The sequence below is a fragment of the Gordonia amicalis NBRC 100051 = JCM 11271 genome, assembly GCF_000332995.1.
Taxonomy (GTDB): domain Bacteria; phylum Actinomycetota; class Actinomycetes; order Mycobacteriales; family Mycobacteriaceae; genus Gordonia; species Gordonia amicalis.
The window spans coordinates 154679-170571 of record NZ_BANS01000015.1 but is presented as its reverse complement, the minus strand read 5'-3'; the positions used below and the strand labels follow the sequence as shown (position 1 = coordinate 170571).

General features: G+C 67.1%; 12 protein-coding genes. 6 read left to right on the top strand and 6 right to left on the bottom strand.

Going from position 1 to position 15893, the window contains the following annotated elements:
- Positions 1 to 106 precede the first annotated feature (106 nt).
- Positions 107 to 3103: a DEAD/DEAH box helicase gene (locus tag GOAMI_RS08325; RefSeq protein WP_006436027.1), complete on the top strand. Its 2997-nt coding sequence runs from the start codon at positions 107 to 109 to the stop codon at positions 3101 to 3103.
- Positions 3100 to 3909 (top strand): SWIM zinc finger family protein, encoded by an 810-nt coding sequence (locus GOAMI_RS08320; protein ID WP_006436026.1) that lies wholly within the window; start codon positions 3100 to 3102, stop codon positions 3907 to 3909. Before GOAMI_RS08325 ends, GOAMI_RS08320 begins: the two co-directional genes overlap by 4 nt.
- Before the next feature lie 48 nt (positions 3910 to 3957).
- On the opposite strand, the gene nrdF is transcribed toward GOAMI_RS08320, so the two are convergent.
- From nrdF to GOAMI_RS08295, 5 genes are all read right to left on the bottom strand, one after another.
- Positions 3958 to 4962: a class 1b ribonucleoside-diphosphate reductase subunit beta gene (nrdF, locus tag GOAMI_RS08315; RefSeq protein WP_006436025.1), complete on the bottom strand. Its 1005-nt coding sequence runs from the start codon at positions 4960 to 4962 to the stop codon at positions 3958 to 3960.
- A 68-nt stretch (positions 4963 to 5030) separates the two neighbouring features.
- Positions 5031 to 7223 (bottom strand): class 1b ribonucleoside-diphosphate reductase subunit alpha, encoded by a 2193-nt coding sequence (gene nrdE / locus GOAMI_RS08310; RefSeq protein ID WP_006436024.1) that lies wholly within the window; start codon positions 7221 to 7223, stop codon positions 5031 to 5033.
- Positions 7224 to 7322: 99 nt separating this feature from the next.
- Positions 7323 to 7787 carry a class Ib ribonucleoside-diphosphate reductase assembly flavoprotein NrdI gene (nrdI, locus tag GOAMI_RS08305; protein WP_006436023.1) on the bottom strand — a complete coding sequence of 155 codons (465 nt, stop codon included), beginning with the start codon at positions 7785 to 7787 and terminating at the stop codon, positions 7323 to 7325.
- 230 nt (positions 7788 to 8017) lie between these two features.
- A complete protein-coding gene (locus GOAMI_RS08300) occupies positions 8018 to 8254 on the bottom strand; it encodes a redoxin NrdH (protein ID WP_006436022.1) in 237 nt (78 codons plus the stop codon).
- A 392-nt stretch (positions 8255 to 8646) separates the two neighbouring features.
- Positions 8647 to 9204 carry an NAD(P)H-dependent oxidoreductase gene (locus tag GOAMI_RS08295; RefSeq protein WP_006436021.1) on the bottom strand — a complete coding sequence of 186 codons (558 nt, stop codon included), beginning with the start codon at positions 9202 to 9204 and terminating at the stop codon, positions 8647 to 8649.
- A gap of 111 nt (positions 9205 to 9315) precedes the next feature.
- Between GOAMI_RS08295 and GOAMI_RS08290 the strand changes: the two genes are divergently transcribed.
- From GOAMI_RS08290 to GOAMI_RS08280, 3 genes are all read left to right on the top strand, one after another.
- Entirely contained in the window at positions 9316 to 9942 is a 627-nt protein-coding gene (locus tag GOAMI_RS08290; RefSeq protein WP_006436020.1) for a TetR/AcrR family transcriptional regulator, read from the top strand.
- Between the two features lie 134 nt (positions 9943 to 10076).
- Positions 10077 to 11234, top strand: coding sequence for an FAD-dependent urate hydroxylase HpxO (gene hpxO / locus GOAMI_RS08285; RefSeq protein WP_040004685.1), 1158 nt, complete (start codon positions 10077 to 10079; stop codon positions 11232 to 11234).
- A gap of 52 nt (positions 11235 to 11286) precedes the next feature.
- On the top strand, positions 11287 to 12375 hold the full coding sequence (locus tag GOAMI_RS08280) for a DNA polymerase III subunit beta family protein (protein WP_040004684.1): 1089 nt from the start codon (positions 11287 to 11289) through the stop codon (positions 12373 to 12375).
- Positions 12376 to 12451: 76 nt separating this feature from the next.
- On the opposite strand, the gene eccB is transcribed toward GOAMI_RS08280, so the two are convergent.
- On the bottom strand, positions 12452 to 13930 hold the full coding sequence (gene eccB, locus GOAMI_RS08275) for a type VII secretion protein EccB (RefSeq protein WP_006436017.1): 1479 nt from the start codon (positions 13928 to 13930) through the stop codon (positions 12452 to 12454).
- Between the two features lie 201 nt (positions 13931 to 14131).
- On the opposite strand from eccB, the gene eccE reads away from it, so the two are divergent.
- Complete coding sequence (gene eccE, locus GOAMI_RS08270; protein ID WP_006436016.1) at positions 14132 to 15865, top strand: type VII secretion protein EccE; 1734 nt, start codon at positions 14132 to 14134, stop codon at positions 15863 to 15865.
- The last annotated feature ends 28 nt before the right edge of the window (positions 15866 to 15893 follow it).

Below are 15893 nucleotides of genomic sequence, written 5' to 3'. Positions count from 1 at the left end.
GCCGGGTGACTCTGTGCCGGATCTCCAGTCCTCGTCCATACCCCCGCCGAACGATGCGGAAACCGGCACTGTCGGGAGTCGCCGTTAAACTGGCGGGCGATCCTCGATGCCATCAGAACCCCAGCTCAGTGGGCCGACTCCACCGGACTCCGCCCCGTCGTCCCATACCCTCGCACCCCTCCACGTCCTGTGGCGGCCCGGTGTCGGTATGGCCGTGTGGATCGATGGCGAACCGGCCGACCTTCCCGAGCCGCTTCGCGACGCCGTGTCCGGTCGCCGGTTCCGCAGCGAGATCCCGATCGTCGACGACGGCAACCGGCGACGATTCGTCCGGGCGGCGACACTGGGTCTGACCTCGGCGGTGTCCCTGCTCGATGCGTCGAGGTCGGTGACGGTCCCGGGCGACGTCCGGTGGTACCGATACCTCTTGGACGGCGTGCGCGCCTTCGTCACCGCCGGTGCCGTCGCGCCGTCGGCCGAGCAGGTCGCTGGAGAATGGTTGCTCCGCTGGGTCGCCATCCCGACGCCGACGTGGCGCAGCTGGCACGCCGTCGTGCTCAGTAGCGCGCCGGATGCACTGCTGCACAACGGCTCCCACGCCGCACTCGACGATTTCCTCGCCGAGCTCGTCGATCACGAGTGCCGCACCACGATCGTCCGCTCGATCCCCCGGCTCGGTGAACCACGTCCGGCGTCGCCGGTCGTCCGTGCACTCCTACCCGGGACCGACGTCGGTCCGCCCTGCTCCCCCGAACGACTCTCGGCCGCCGCCGGGAGCTGGTCCCGATGGGATGCCGGCGTGCCACGGGACGACCAGTCACTCATCTTCCGTCTCCACGAGCCCGAGTACGACGACCTCGCCGACAGTCACTGGGACGATGCGTGGGACGACGAGACGTTCGACCTGCCGACCCGCGACGAGGTCGCCGACGCCTCACGATGGCGGCTGGAGGTCTGCCGCCGCAGCATCGACGGTCAGATCGAGCCGGTCGCACCCCATCGCCTGGACGCCCACGAACTCGACGAGCTGACCACGGCACTGGCCGCCGCGGTAAGGGAGTTCCCCGAACTCGATCGAGCCGACCCGGACCGCGGCTCCCTCGACTTCCTGTTGCCCACCGACGTCGCCGCCGAACTGTTCGCCACCGGCGCTGCAGCCCTGGGCGCCGCCGGGATACCGGTGCTGCTTCCCCGCACCATCGCCGAGGTCCGGCCGAGCCTCACGCTGCGTGCACTGGCGCCGCCCGGCGGCGGCGCACCGGCGGCGATGGTCGGACTCCGCGAGATCCGCGAATTCGAATGGCGACTGGCACTGGGAGATTCGCCCGATGCCATCACCCTGACCGATGCGGATCTCGACGACTTGTCCGGCCAGAAGGGTGATCTGGTGCGGGTCCGCGGCGTGTGGGTCCGCGCGGAGGGTTCGGCTTTGACGCGTGCCGCCGCCTTCGTCGCGACCCAGCGTGCGCTCGCCGCATCTGCGCCACCTGCCGACTTCGGCGAACTGTTCGGACTCGTGACCGGCGAGTCCGACAGACTTCCGGTGCCCGTCACCCGGGTCGAAGGACTCTCGTGGCTCGACGATGTCGCCGAGGGCGGTGCCATCCGACCCGAACCCGTCACGCCCCCGGCCGATCTGGAAGCGATCCTGCGTCCCTACCAGCAGCGCGGCCTGGACTGGTTGGCCCATCTGTCGAACCTCGGTGTCGGAGGTGTGCTCGCCGACGACATGGGTCTGGGCAAGACCCTGCAGGTGATCGCACTCGAGTGTCACGAACGCAGCGTCGTCGCCGACGACGCCGAGACACCCGGGCCGACCCTCGTGGTCTGTCCGATGTCATTGGTCGGCAACTGGTCTCGTGAGTTCGCGCGCTTCGCGCCGACCCTTCGGGTGGCCATCCATCACGGTCCTTCACGGGCGGCCGGCGCCACCTTCACCGCCATCCGCGACTCCGTCGACGTGGTCATCACGACGTTCGCGATCGCGGGCCGCGACCTCGAACTGCTCTCCGCACATCCGTGGCACCGCATCGTCGTCGACGAGGCCCAGCACCTCAAGAACGTGAACACCATCGCCGCCAAGGCGATACGGACGATCCCGGCCGACCGTCGCCTCGCGCTGACCGGCACTCCCGTGGAGAACCGACTCGAGGATCTGCGCGCGGTGATCGACCTGGTGAACCCCGGCCTCCTGGGGTCCGCGTCGGTGTTCCGGGCCCGTTACGCCGAACCCATCGAGCGGGACCGCGACCCCGGCGCCCTCCGACGCCTGTCCGCCATCACGCGGCCGTTCATCCTGCGGCGCGAGAAAACCGATCCGGCCATCGCCGCCGACCTGCCGGAGAAGGCGGAGTTCGCGGTGCGCGCCAACCTCACCGTCGAACAGGCCGCGCTCTACCGTGCCGTCATCGACGAACTCATGGCGGCACTGCGCGACAAACAACAGCGAACCCTGCGTCGTCGCAACGTGCTCGCCGCCCTCACCCGGCTCAAGCAGGTGTGCAACCACCCTGCGCACTACCTCGCCGACGGCACCGACCTCGTCCGCGACGGCGAACACCGCTCGGGCAAGGTCGAATTGCTGGCCGACATCGTCTCCACCGTCGCCGACGAGGGCGACCGCGCACTCGTCTTCACCCAGTTCGCGGCATTCGGCGAGATGCTGTCGGGCTGGCTCGGCGAACAGTTCGGCACCGAGATCCCGCTGCTGCACGGTGGTCTCGGTCGCACCGAACGCGATCGTCTGGTCGCCGACTTCCAGTCCGACGACGGTCCCCCGGTGATGCTTGCGACCCTCAAGGCCGGCGGCACCGGCCTCAACCTGACCGCTGCCAACCACGTCATCCACGTGGACCGCTGGTGGAATCCCGCGGTCGAGGATCAGGCCACCGACCGCGCGTACCGCATCGGCCAGAACCAGAAGGTGTCGGTGCACCGCTTCGTCTGCGTCGGCACCATCGAGGAACGGATCGACGACATGATCGCCAAGAAGCGCGAACTGTCCCGGCTGACCGTCGCGGCCGGCGAGAACTGGGTGTCCGACCTCGCCGATGACGAACTCTTCGAACTGTTCCGGCTCCGCGATGAGGCGGTGAGCGAATGACCGTGCGCAAGAAGGGTACCCAGCGTAAAGGCGAACGGGGCACCATCGCGGTCCGCGGGTACGGTCTCACCCCGTGGTCGCGGGCGTTCGTCGACGTGGTCGAGGGCCGTGGCGCCGACGGTGAGGCGGTCGCCGACAGCCGACATGTCACCAAGGCGCGCAGGTACTTCCGCGACCGGCATGTGCGTGGTCTGCGGATCGGGGCAGGCCAGGTGACGGCTTCGGTGGAGGGCACCCAACTCGAACCGTTCGACGTCATCATCACCACCCGGACCGTCGACACCCCGACTCTCGCCGGTCTGCTCCGTGACCGCGGCGGCGTCGAAGAACTCATGCGACTCACCCGCGGTGAGCAGCCACCGATCCTCGGTGAGCTGCTCGTCCCCACCGAATCGGCGGACGTCGCGACCGACTGCACCTGTCCGGACGAGGCACCGAGGTGCGTCCACGCCCTGGTGACCAGTTATGAGATCGCCGCCGAGATCGATCGGTCGCCGCTGACGCTGCTGACCGTGATGGGTACCGACCTGCGCGACCTGCTCGCCGAGATCGACTCGCGCCCCGCGCCCTCCCCCGTCGCCGACGACGACTCATCGTCGGGAACGCTGCGGCCCGACGACTTCTACGGCACCGCGTCGACGCGGCCGCCGCTGCCCTCGGTCCCGCGGATGAATCCCCTCACCGCGCTCGACGGCGCGGATCTGCGCGCCGCGCTGCGTGCCACCGGGGTGGCGCCGGCCGACATCGCCGAGGCGATCGACGAACTCGGCGATCTCTACGACCGCCTGACCGCCACAGATTTATAGCCCGAACCCGCGTTGAGCGCGGCTCCGGGCTATATATCGGGCGGGATCTTAGAAGTCCCAGTCCTCGTCTTCGGTGTTGACGGCCTTGCCGATGACGTACGAGCTACCCGACCCCGAGAAGAAGTCGTGGTTCTCGTCGGCGTTCGGCGACAGCGCCGACAGGATCGCCGGGTTCACATCGGTCTCGTCCTTCGGGAACATCGCCTCGTAGCCGAGGTTCATCAGCGCCTTGTTGGCGTTGTAGCGCAGGAACTTCTTGACGTCCTCGGTGAGCCCGACCTCGTCATAGAGCGACTCGGTGTAGTCGCTCTCGTTGTCGTACAGCTCGAACAGCAACTCGAAGGTGTAGTCTTTGAGTTCCTGACGACGCTCCGGCGACTGCGTCTCCAGACCGCGCTGGTACTTGTAGCCGATGTAGTAACCGTGAACGGCCTCGTCGCGGATGATGAGGCGGATCAGGTCGGCGGTGTTGGTGAGCTTGGCGCGGCTCGACCAGTACATCGGCAGGTAGAAGCCCGAGTAGAACAGGAACGACTCGAGCAGTGTCGAGGCGACCTTGCGCTTGAGCGGGTCCTCGCCACGGTAGTAGTCCATGACGATGCGCGCCTTGCGCTGCAGCTGCTCGTTCTCCTCCGACCAGCGGAAGGCCTCGTCGATCTCCTTGGTGGAGCACAGGGTCGAGAAGATCGAGCTGTAGGACTTGGCGTGCACCGACTCCATGAACGCGATGTTGGTGAGCACCGCCTCCTCGTGCGGAGTGGTGGCGTCCGGGATCAGCGACACCGCGCCGACGGTGCCCTGGATGGTGTCGAGCAGCGTCAGGCCGGTGAAGACCCGCATGGTGAGCTGCTTCTCGTACTCGGTCAGCATGCCCCACGACGGGATGTCATTGGACACCGGCACCTTCTCCGGTAGCCAGAAGTTGCCGGTGAGGCGATCCCACACCTCGGCGTCCTTGTCGTCGGGGACGCGGTTCCAGTTGATCGCCGAGACCCGGCTGACCAGCTTGATGGGTGCGCCGTCGGCGGGGCTGTGGCTTTCGGTGGAGGTCATGTGACTGTTCCTCGTCTAACGGGTCGTGTGGGGGCCGGGATTGCTGAAAGGCATTGCGGAGCAGGGGGTCACAGCATGCATGACACGCAGCCCTCCACCTCGGTCCCCTCAAGGGCGATCTGGCGCAGACGGATGTAGTACAGCGTCTTGATCCCCTTGCGCCATGCGTAGATCTGCGCCCTGTTGACGTCGCGCGTGGTGGCGGTGTCCTTGAAGAACAGGGTCAGGCTCAGGCCCTGGTCGACGTGCTGGGTCGCCGCCGCGTAGGTGTCGATGATCTTCTCGTACCCGATCTCGTACGCGTCCTGGTAGTACTCCAGGTTGTCGTTGGTCATGTACGGCGCCGGGTAGTAGACGCGACCGATCTTGCCTTCCTTGCGGATCTCGATCTTCGCCGCGACCGGGTGGATCGAGCTGGTCGAGTGGTTGATGTAGCTGATCGAACCGGTCGGCGGAACCGCCTGCAGGTTCTGGTTGTAGATGCCGTCGCGCTGCACGGCTTCCTTCAGCTCGCGCCAGTCGTCCTGGGTCGGGATGTGGATGCCCGCCTGCCCGAAGATGTCCCGCACCTTCTGGGTCTCCGGCTCCCATGCCTTGTTGGTGTACTTGTCGAAGAACTCACCCGACGCGTACTTCGACTTCTCGAAGCCGGTGAACGCCTGGCCGCGCTCGCGGGCGATCCGGTTCGACGCGCGCAGTGCGTGGAAGAGCACCGTGTAGAAGTAGATGTTCGTGAAGTCGATGCCCTCTTCGCTGCCGTAGAAGATGCGCTCGCGGGCCAGGTAGCCGTGCAGGTTCATCTGGCCGAGACCGATGGCGTGAGAGTTGTTGTTGCCGTGCTCGATCGAGGGCACCGAGGTGATCGAGGTCTGATCGCTCACCGCGGTGAGTCCGCGGATCGCGGTCTCGATGGTCTGGCCGATGTCCGGCGAGTCCATCGTCTTGGCGATGTTGAGCGACCCCAGGTTGCACGAGATGTCCTTGCCCACATGGGAGTACGACAGATCGTCGTTGAAGGTCGACGCCGTCGAGACCTGCAGGATCTCCGAACACAGGTTGGAGTGGGTGATCTTGCCGTCGATGGGGTTCGACCGGTTCACCGTGTCCTCGAACATGATGTAGGGGTAGCCCGACTCGAACTGCAGCTCGGCGAGGGTCTGGAAGAACTCGCGGGCCTTGATCTTGGTCTTGCGGATACGACGATCCTCGACCATCTCGTGGTAGCGGTCGGTGACGTTGATGTCGGCGAACGGCACGCCGTAGACGCGTTCGACGTCGTACGGGCTGAACAGGTACATGTCGTCGTTGGCCTTGGCCAGCTGGAACGTGATGTCCGGGATGACCACGCCGAGCGACAGCGTCTTGATGCGGATCTTCTCGTCCGCGTTCTCGCGTTTGGTGTCGAGGAAGCGGTAGATGTCGGGGTGGTGGGCGTGCAGGTAGACCGCACCCGCGCCCTGACGCGCACCGAGCTGGTTGGCGTAGGAGAAGGAGTCCTCGAGCAGCTTCATGATCGGGATGACACCCGAGCTCTGGTTCTCGATCTTCTTGATCGGAGCGCCGTGCTCACGAATGTTGGAGAGCAGCAGCGCAACTCCGCCACCGCGCTTGGACAGCTGCAGGGCCGAGTTGATCGAGCGGCCGATCGACTCCATGTTGTCCTCGATGCGGAGCAGGAAGCACGAGACCGGCTCGCCGCGCTGCTTCTTGCCCGAGTTGAGGAAGGTCGGCGTGGCCGGCTGGAAGCGACCGGAGATGATCTCGTCGACCAGGTCACGGGCCAGTGCCTTGTCGCCGTCGGCCAGCGTCAGCGCCACCATGCAGACACGATCCTCGAAGCGCTCCAGGTAGCGCTTGCCGTCGAAGGTCTTGAGCGTGTAGCTCGTGTAGTACTTGAACGCCCCGAGGAACGTCGGGAACCGGAACTTCTTGTCGTAGGCGTGCTTGAACAGGCCCTTCACGAACTCGCGGTCGTACTTGGCGAGGACCTCGGGCTCGTAGTAGTTCTCCTCGACGAGGTAGTCGAGCTTCTCGTCGAGGTCGTGGAAGAACACGGTGTTCTGGTTGACGTGCTGCAGGAAGTACTGGCGCGCGGCCTCACGATCCTTGTCGAACTGGATCTTGCCGTCGGCGTCGTACAGGTTGAGCATCGCGTTGAGCGCGTGGAAGTCCAGCTCGCCGGGCTCATGACCCGACGGGCCGGCATGCACGCCCGACTTACTTGCTGAAGAGGTGTCCGAGACGGCGGCGGTGGGCGACACGACAGATGACTCCTGCGGATAGTGGTGGCTTACCAAGTGCCTCATGGGCAGAGTATGGGCGGGGTGTGACAGTCCGGTGGCGGCGCGCCCGGCCGACTGTCAGGCGGGTGCGGCGTGGAGGGAACCGGTTGCCGCGAACGCGGGACCCTGGGCGAAGTCGGCCAGTCCCGTACGCACGCGGTCGACGTCGTCGGTGGTGCCCATCAATTCGAATCGGTACAGGTAGGGCACGCGACATTTGCGCGAGATGATGTCGCCGGCGTAGCAGAACTCCTCACCGAAGTTCGTGTTGCCGGCCGCGATCACCCCCGTGATGAGGGATCGGTTGTGTTCGTCGTTGAGAAAGCGGATGACCTGCTTGGGGACGAAACCGCCGGGCTTGCCCGTCGCCTTGCCTCCCCCGTAGGTCGGGCAGATCAGCACGTAGGGCTCGTCGACACGGAATTCACCGGCTGCTCCGGTCAGCGGGATACGCACCGAGCGCATATCCAGCTTCTCGACGAATCGGTGGGTGTTCTCGGAGACCGAGGAGAAGTAGACGATCAACGGCGACGTGGCCGACATGTCTCCCTCCAACCCTGCTGACGATGACCGTGTGGAACGTCTGTTCGTTTGCGTTCTGATCGACGGCGCCGATCACCGACGCCTTCTGATTCCAACACCGGAACCCTCGTGACCATTTCCCGATCCGAGACCGGAGTCACTCTCGACTGTCACATCCCGACGCGGCGGATCCGGCTACCCCTTCGGATCGCACCCGCACCCCGGTCGACGGTGACAGCAGACTGCGGAGATCAGGCAGCAGCAGTGGCGAGCGCTTTGATGCGGTCGGGACGGAAGCCCGACCAGTGCTCGTCGCCGGCGACGACGACCGGGGCCTGGAGGTAACCGAGCGCCATCACATAGTCGCGGGCCTCCGGGTCCTGACTGATGTCGACGACCTCATAGGACAGACCCTGCTTGTCCAGGGCCTTGTAGGTGGCGTTGCACTGGACACATGCCGGCTTCGTGTAGACGGTGATGGAAGACATCGAGAGGTTCTCCTCGGTCGTTGGAATCGCCAGTGACGTGCAGTTTCCCAGCGTGAAGATGGTGATCTACGTCACCGTCTTCCTGGCGTTTCCGGAGGAGTAGATCCACTTCCTCTTGTCCGCCTGACTGGTACCGCAAACACTACACCTAGTGGCTGACATTTCTGTTCACCACAAGGGGTTGTGAATAACATCGGTGGAAGACATGCAGGTCGGAGGGGTGCAGGATTCGAAATTCCGGCGTGTCACGGGCCCGTACGGCGTGTCGCTCACAGGTTGTCCAGGACTGCTCCACAACATGTGCACCGGATGTCCACAATCCCCAGCTCGCCGACAAGACGACGCCGCACCGGGCGTGGCCCGGTGCGGCGTCGAAGAAACCAGAGAACAGGTCAGGCGCTGACGGCGACCTCGTCGACGAGGCGGGTGACCGACGCGACGACCTTCGCCACGATCGTGGGATCGGTGAGGCCGCCCTCGGGGAGCGCGGGGATCTGCAGACCGAGGTCGGCCTCCTCGATCGCGCGAGCGCCGGCGATGCCGACCGACTTGCGGGTGTCCTCACGGGTCCACTGTCCGCCGTACTGGCCGAGGCCCGCACTCAGCACCGCCACCGGCTTGCCGCCCAGAGCCCCGGCGCCGTAGGGACGCGACAGCCAGTCGATGGCGTTCTTGAGCGCGGCCGGAATGGTGCCGTTGTACTCGGGGGTGGCGATGAGCACTCCGTCCGCCTTCGCCACGGACTCACGGAGGGCGACCACACCGTCGTGGAGGGCGCCCTCGACGTCGATGTCCTCGCTGTAGAACGGCAGCGAACCGAGATCGTCGACGACCGTGATGTCGACCCCGGCGGGAGCATTGTCGGCAGCGACCTGGGCCAGCTGCCGGTTGACGGAGGCAGCACGAAGGCTTCCGACGAGCGCAACCAGTTCGACAGTTCGATCCGACATGTCATTCCTTTCGACGAGGGCATCGGCCCGGAGGGGACCGTGAATACGCATCAAGTAACCGGACCCGGGTCCGATTGATTCCTGGCCGAGGTAAAGAGTTACCCTCATCACGTGCCGAACGGGCCAGACCACTCCCCGCTCCATATCTCCTTCAACACCTCGGGGACCGAACGTGCCGACGCCGCGCGAAATCGGCGTCTGTTGCTGGCTGCCGCCAAAAACCTGATCGATCACCACGGCGCGGCGGCGGTCACCATGGAAGCGGTCGCCCGCGAGGCAGGTGTGGGCAAGGGCACGGTGTTCCGACGCTTCGGCAACCGCACCGGATTGATGCTCGCACTGCTCGACCATTCCGAATCCGAGATGCAGCAGGCCTACCTGTCCGGACCCGAACCCCTGGGTCCCGGCGCACCCCCGCTCGACCGGTTGCTGGCCTACGGCCGCGCCCGACTCAAACTCACCTGCGACCACCTCGACATCCTGCTGGAGGCCGGGGCGGCCGCGGACGACTTCATGACCCACCCGGTGGGTCGCGCGTCGACCCAGCACGTACAGATCTTGCTGCGGCAGTTGGGTTTCGCGGACGAGCTCGACTTCATGTCGCTGGCCGTGCAGGCACCGCTCGCCGCCGGATCGGTCCGGTATCTGATGGTCGAGGTCGGCCTCGATCTCGAGACCATCACCACACAGTGGCAGGAGATGGTCACCGCCCTCGTGGCCTCCCGCCGTTCGCAGTGACTCCCCTCCCCCTGCTGTCCTCTCGTAGGCCGGACGAGATGTTTGGTCGCGCACCAGCGTCGGTCGCGTCTTAGCCTTGTGTCGTGTCGGTGAGAAGCGGCCGGCGGGTGACATCGGAGAAAGCGGTGGTGAGCGTGAAGGCAGTGATCGTCGGCGCAGGTATGGGCGGTATGTCGGCGGCCATCGCTCTCGAACAGCTGGGATTCGAGGTCGAGGTCTACGAGCAGGTCACCGAGAACAAGCCCGTCGGTGCCGCGATCTCGGTGTGGTCCAACGGCGTCAAGTGCCTCAACCACCTCGGGCTGGAGAAGGAGACTGCCGAGATCGGCGGGATCCTCGACTCGATGAGCTACGTCGACGGCTTCACCGGTGACACCATGTGCCGCTTCAGCATGCAGCCACTCATCGACGAGGTGGGTCAGCGTCCGTACCCGATCGCGCGGGCCGAACTGCAGCAGATGTTGATGGACGCGTACGGTTTCGACGACATCCACTTCGGCAAGGAGATGGTGGCGGTCCGCAGCGACGAGAATCGTGCCACCGTCGAATTCGCCGACGGGACCACCGATTCCGGCGACATCGTGATCGGCGCCGACGGCGCGAGGTCACTGGCCCGCGAATACGTCCTGGGCGGCCCGGTTGCGCGCCGTTACGCGGGGTACGTCAACTTCAACGGACTCGTCGAGGTCGACGAGAAGATCGGCCCGGCCACCGAATGGACCACCTACGTGGGTGATTCACGGCGTGTGTCGGTGATGCCGGTGGCGGGCAACCGCTTCTACTTCTTCTTCGACGTCCCGATGCCCGAGGGCGTTCCGTTCGAACGCGGCACCGCGCGCGAGGTGCTCGCCGCGGAGTTCGCCGACTGGGCGCCCGGCGTCCAGACCCTCATCGCGGAACTCGATCCCGCGACCACCAATCGCGTCGAGATCCTCGACCTCGACCCGTTCGACATCTGGGTCAAGGGACGCGTCGCCGTGCTCGGCGACGCCGCGCACAACACCACCCCCGACATCGGACAGGGCGGATGTTCGGCGATGGAGGACGCGGTCGCACTGCAGTTCGCCTTCCGCGACCACCCCGACGATCCGATCGCCGCCCTGGACGCCTACCAGGCTGCGCGCACCGAACGCGCCGGCGATCTGGTGCTCCGCGCCCGCAAGCGCAGCGACGTCACCCATGGCAAGGACCCGGAGAAGACCGCCGCCTGGTACGACGAACTGCGCAGCGAGGACGGCACCAACATCATCCGCGGCATCGTCGGCAACATCGTCGGCGGCCCCCTGACCTGATCGCCGGCTCAGTGCTTGACCTTCAGGTAGCTGGAAGCCGAATGATGTGACGGTGACCAATCCCGAGTTGATGCCGATCGGTTCATTCGCACAGAGATGCGGGCTGACCGCCAGCGCCCTCCGTTTCTACGACGACGCCGGGCTGTTGCCACCGGCTCAGATAACACCGACCACGGGGTATCGGCTCTACGGCGAAGACCAGCTCCGCCGCGCGGTCCTGCTTCGCCGGTTACGCGAGATCGGTATGTCGCTCGCGGCGGTCGGCAAGGCACTCGACGCCGACCCGGTCGAAGCGATCCGTCTCGTGGACGAACACGTGGACATCGTCGTCGACGATGCCGCGGCTGCTCGGCGACAAGCACTCCAGATCAAGGACACCCTCCTCGCCCGGTCCGTCGAGCCGGTCGCGGCACTCAGCGGTCCGGTGTTGGCAGCGGCGATCGGGCAGGTCGTCACCGCGGCCACCGCCGACCCGGACATCGCGGTGCTCGGCGGGGTGCGCTTCGAAGCCGGCCCGGACGGTCTGACCGTCACCGCCACCGACCGTTACCGCCTGGCCACCCGCACCGTCGTACCGACCGGTTCCCGACCGACGACCTGGGCCGAAACGGTCGACGGCGGCGATCTGCGCAGGGCCCTCGCCGACCTCCGGCGTAGCCCGCGAGTCGAGATCGAGGCCAACGAGAACGAGATGTGGCTGCGACTCACCGGCCGTGGCGACCGGTCCTGCCGCTTGCTCGCCGAACCCTTCCCCGACCATCGCGCCATGCTGGACGCGCTCCCGCCGGTGACGACTCGCGCCGCGATACCCACCACGGCGTTCCTGAACGCGCTCGAGGAACGGAACGCGGATCAGATCGGCATGGTCGTCGAGCAGTCGACGGTGACGCTGCGGGATCTGGAGTCGGAAAACGACATTCGGATACCGGCGACGGTGTGGGGTCCATCGCTCGACATCTGGTTCGAGATGATCACACTGTATCCCGGGATCAGCTCCGCGATCGGTGCCGAGGTACTCATCGACTTCCGAGGCGACACTCAGCCCGCCACCATCCGTTCCGCGGACCGTGGTGATCTCACCACTCTGGTGATGCCGACCGTGCCGCCCGAGGTCGGACAACCGCCGGCCAGAGACCGCTGAACGGCCTCCCGCGACAACACAACCGCGCAGGTGAGCGCGGCCGTCGACCACCGCGACACGACCGCAGGCGTGTCGACTATCCCCCGGCCGGCGCGATCTCGGCCGTCTTCAATCCGTCGTGAGCGACCAGCGCGGCCTCCCGGGAGAGCGTCGGACCGGGCGCGAGCAGTGACACCACCGACCACGGTGCACGCGCCGGCGAGTCACCGAGCCCGAGGATCCCGCCGGTCTCGAGGTCGGGAATCCCGAACCGTACACCCGAATCGTTCACGTAGAACAGCGATTCGGTGCGGGCACTGTCGGCCTCGTTACCGGTCACCTGCAGATACTCCCCCGACCCAGGCGGCAGATAGACCTCGTCGAGACCGGGTCCGGCACCGTCGGCCGAGGTGAGCCGGACCGGCACCGCATCGGACGCGAGCGGAAGGGCACGCCCGGCCAGCAACGCGGTCTCGGCCCGAGGCTCGTCGGTTTCACGAGACCAGCTGCGGCACAGCGTCGGATCGGCAGCGAGACCGAGCAACGACGGGTCGGCCTGCGGGAAGTCGCCGATCGGCAACTCCTCCACCACCTTCAGCGTCGCGAGCTCGCCGGGCGCCACCGTTCTGACGGGAGCGGCGCCGTCGCGGTCGGCCAGACGCAGGATCTCGGCCGTCGGGGCACTGATCTCCTGGACACCGCCGCGGAGCACGACGTGAAAGGTCGTCTCGTCGTCGACGCCGACCGACTTCACGACCGAGCCGACGGTCGCCGAGTCCACCGCGCCCGGCTGTCCGGCGCCCGGAATGGCGGGCAGCGTCAGCGGATCGACCAGCGGGAAGCTGTTGAGCAGGCCGGGGGTCATCCGCCGCGGCGTCACTCCGTCGAGTCCGAGACCCCGCATGACCGGGGCGCTGCCGGTGTCGACCTCCGCGCGAACCGGGCTCCATGCGCCGTCCCGGAACAACTGATAGACCAGGAAAGTGTCGTCGCCGGCACGGACGAGCACCGCGTCGGCCGGGCGCACGGTCTCGACGGTCGACGAACCCAACGCGGACTTCTCGCCGATGACCGTCTGCCGGATCGACTCGCTCGACGAATCCGACGCGACGGTCGACGAATCGCACACCGTCCACATGGAGGTGCCCTTGTGCGCCGAACCCGGCAGGGACGCGGGTGCACCCGGGATACCCAGCAGAGGGCCACGCGGATAGGACTTGAGTTTGGTGTCCGCCACCGACGTCGGCTTCTCGGAACTCCCGGTGATCAGCCGGGCCGAGGCGAGATTGAGCACGGGGTGCAGCGTGTCCTCGACGAGGACATGGGTGCTTCCGCTGTTCTTGCTGACGATGATGGTCGCGTCCCCGACCGAACCCTGCGGCCGGACGAGGCCGTACACCCCGCAACCGCCGAGAACGAGCAGGCCCAGAATCGTGCCGACCACCAACGCCTGCAACTGGGATCGCATCGGGTCGTGCAGCATTCGCACATCACGGCGCACGAGCGCGTGCTCGAGCCGCTTGATCAGGAAACGATAGCCGTTGACCTGCGCCTTGGTCGTGAGCTGACGTGCCACGACTCCCCCTGTCCGCACCGATCCCACCCACCCGCGAACGGGCGCCGCTGTGGACCGGTTGTGATCTCCCGCGGCATACCCCCTGCCGCGCGGTAGTAGCCTAACCGACAATCAGGCCCCTCACGTGCGGGGCTCTGCCGCCTGTGGACACACCGACGGGCGGCGCCGCATTCGGGGCGGCACCGGGATCGAGGGGGGATCGTGGATCGGAACACGCGTGCGACGGGGCTTCGCACACTCCTGGTGATCGAGGTGATCGTGGCTCTCGGCCTCGTCGTGTGGGCGTTGTCCGGCAGCGTGTGGGGTTCGGCGGCCCTGATCGTGGCCGTGGTGGTCGCAGCCGGACTGGTCAGCGTGGGCGGCCGGTCTCTGTTCGGGCGGGTGGGCGCACGGATGTCGTTCTCCTGGTTGCGGATGCGCCGGAGCCCCGCCGACCTCAACCCGGCCCCCTTCGACGTCCCGCTGTCCGGGTCGTCGACTCGCCCATCAGCACGCCGCTCGTCGGCACCCACGACCATCGGCGCCCGCTGGGTGGGCGACACCCTGGTCACCGTGGTCCGGGTCGACCCCGGCGGTCCCGGGGTCACCTACCTGACCCCCGGCAACAGCACGCTCGCCGACGAGACGGGCCAACTGGTTCCGCTCGACGTCCTCGCCGAATGCATCGACCGCTACGACATCGCGCTCAGTTCCATCGAGGTCATCAGTCACGGTGTGCGCGTGTGGGGTTCCGGTGTGGCACCAGCGACCTATGACCGCACCCTCGGACCGCTGTCGGCGACCGCCCAGCGCTCGGTGTTCGTCGTGCTCCGGCTCGACCCGCTCGAGTGCCCCGACGCCGTGGCGCGGCGCGGCGGCGGCGCGACCGGTGCCCTGCGCACCGCGACGGTCACCACGCGCCGCGTCGCCAAACGCCTTGCCGAGCACGGACTGACCACCACCATCCTGTCCGCCGCTCAGATCACCTCCGTCACCACCCAGCTGACCGAGGGAGCCGGCATCGACTCCCTGGTCGAGGAGTGGGAATCGGTCGGGGTGTCGGGGCTCCGCATCCGCAGTGCCGCAGTCGATCCGGAAGCGCTGCCCGCCGTCGTCCGCGACGTCTGGGTCAACTCGGCCGTCTCGACGACACTCACCATCCGACTCCGGCACATCGCCGCCGACCGCCGCCACCGCAATGGACGACGGGAGGTCGAGGTGTCCGCGTTCGTCCGGTTCAACGAGTTCCCGGATGCGCGCCGGTCGGTGCCGTCGTGGCCGGCCGGTCTGCAACCACTCGACGGACGCCAGTTCGACGCCCTCGCGGTCAGCCTTCCGATCGCGACGCCCACCCGCCTCGACCGGGCCCTGCCGACCCTCACCGGCGACGCGGCCCAGGCTTTCCTGGGATCGGTTCGCCTCCCCGCCGGAGGATGCGGTCAGCTCATCGGAGCCGACCACGCGGGCTGCGCCGTCGCCACCCGACTCGTCGGCCCCGGCATCGCCGCCGTCTCCGTTGCCGCCGGAATCCACGTCGTCGCGCAGATGGCGCTGCGCGCGGTCGCCGTGGGTGCCTCGGTCCGGGTCCACACCGACCGCCCGCATCGCTGGACGCCATTGGTCACCGCGGTCGCCGACCCGAGCGCACTGTCACTGGCCGGCGACCGCACACCGGCCCGCCCGGGACCGGCGCTCGTCATCGTCGACGGCGTCAGTCCTCCATCCCCACAACCGGATACGACGCGGATGATCGTGTCCGCACCCGGCGTCGACGACCCGGCCGGCGGGCACACCGTCGCCCTGATGCAGAATCCGCGTGCGCCACAGGACCTCTCACTCGACACCGGCGGAGAACCGATCCTGGTGACGATGGTCGCGACCCCGGACGAGTGGAACCTGATCGGCGGCTACCCCGAACCCGCGGCACAGACACCCGCCGGACCCGTTCGGCGCTAGCCCGTATCACTCACCGGCGGTCACCGCG

What these genes read in the sequence shown, in the direction of transcription:
- GOAMI_RS08325 (WP_006436027.1), top strand. Translation starts at nt 107, where the DNA reads ATGCCATCAGAACCCCAGCTCAGTGGGCCGACTCCACCGGACTCCGCC.
- GOAMI_RS08320 (WP_006436026.1), top strand. Translation starts at nt 3,100, where the DNA reads ATGACCGTGCGCAAGAAGGGTACCCAGCGTAAAGGCGAACGGGGCACC.
- GOAMI_RS08300 (WP_006436022.1), bottom strand. Translation starts at nt 8,254, where the DNA reads ATGTCTTCCATCACCGTCTACACGAAGCCGGCATGTGTCCAGTGCAAC.
- GOAMI_RS08295 (WP_006436021.1), bottom strand. Translation starts at nt 9,204, where the DNA reads ATGTCGGATCGAACTGTCGAACTGGTTGCGCTCGTCGGAAGCCTTCGT.
- nrdF (WP_006436025.1), bottom strand. Translation starts at nt 4,962, where the DNA reads ATGACCTCCACCGAAAGCCACAGCCCCGCCGACGGCGCACCCATCAAG.
- nrdI (WP_006436023.1), bottom strand. Translation starts at nt 7,787, where the DNA reads ATGTCGGCCACGTCGCCGTTGATCGTCTACTTCTCCTCGGTCTCCGAG.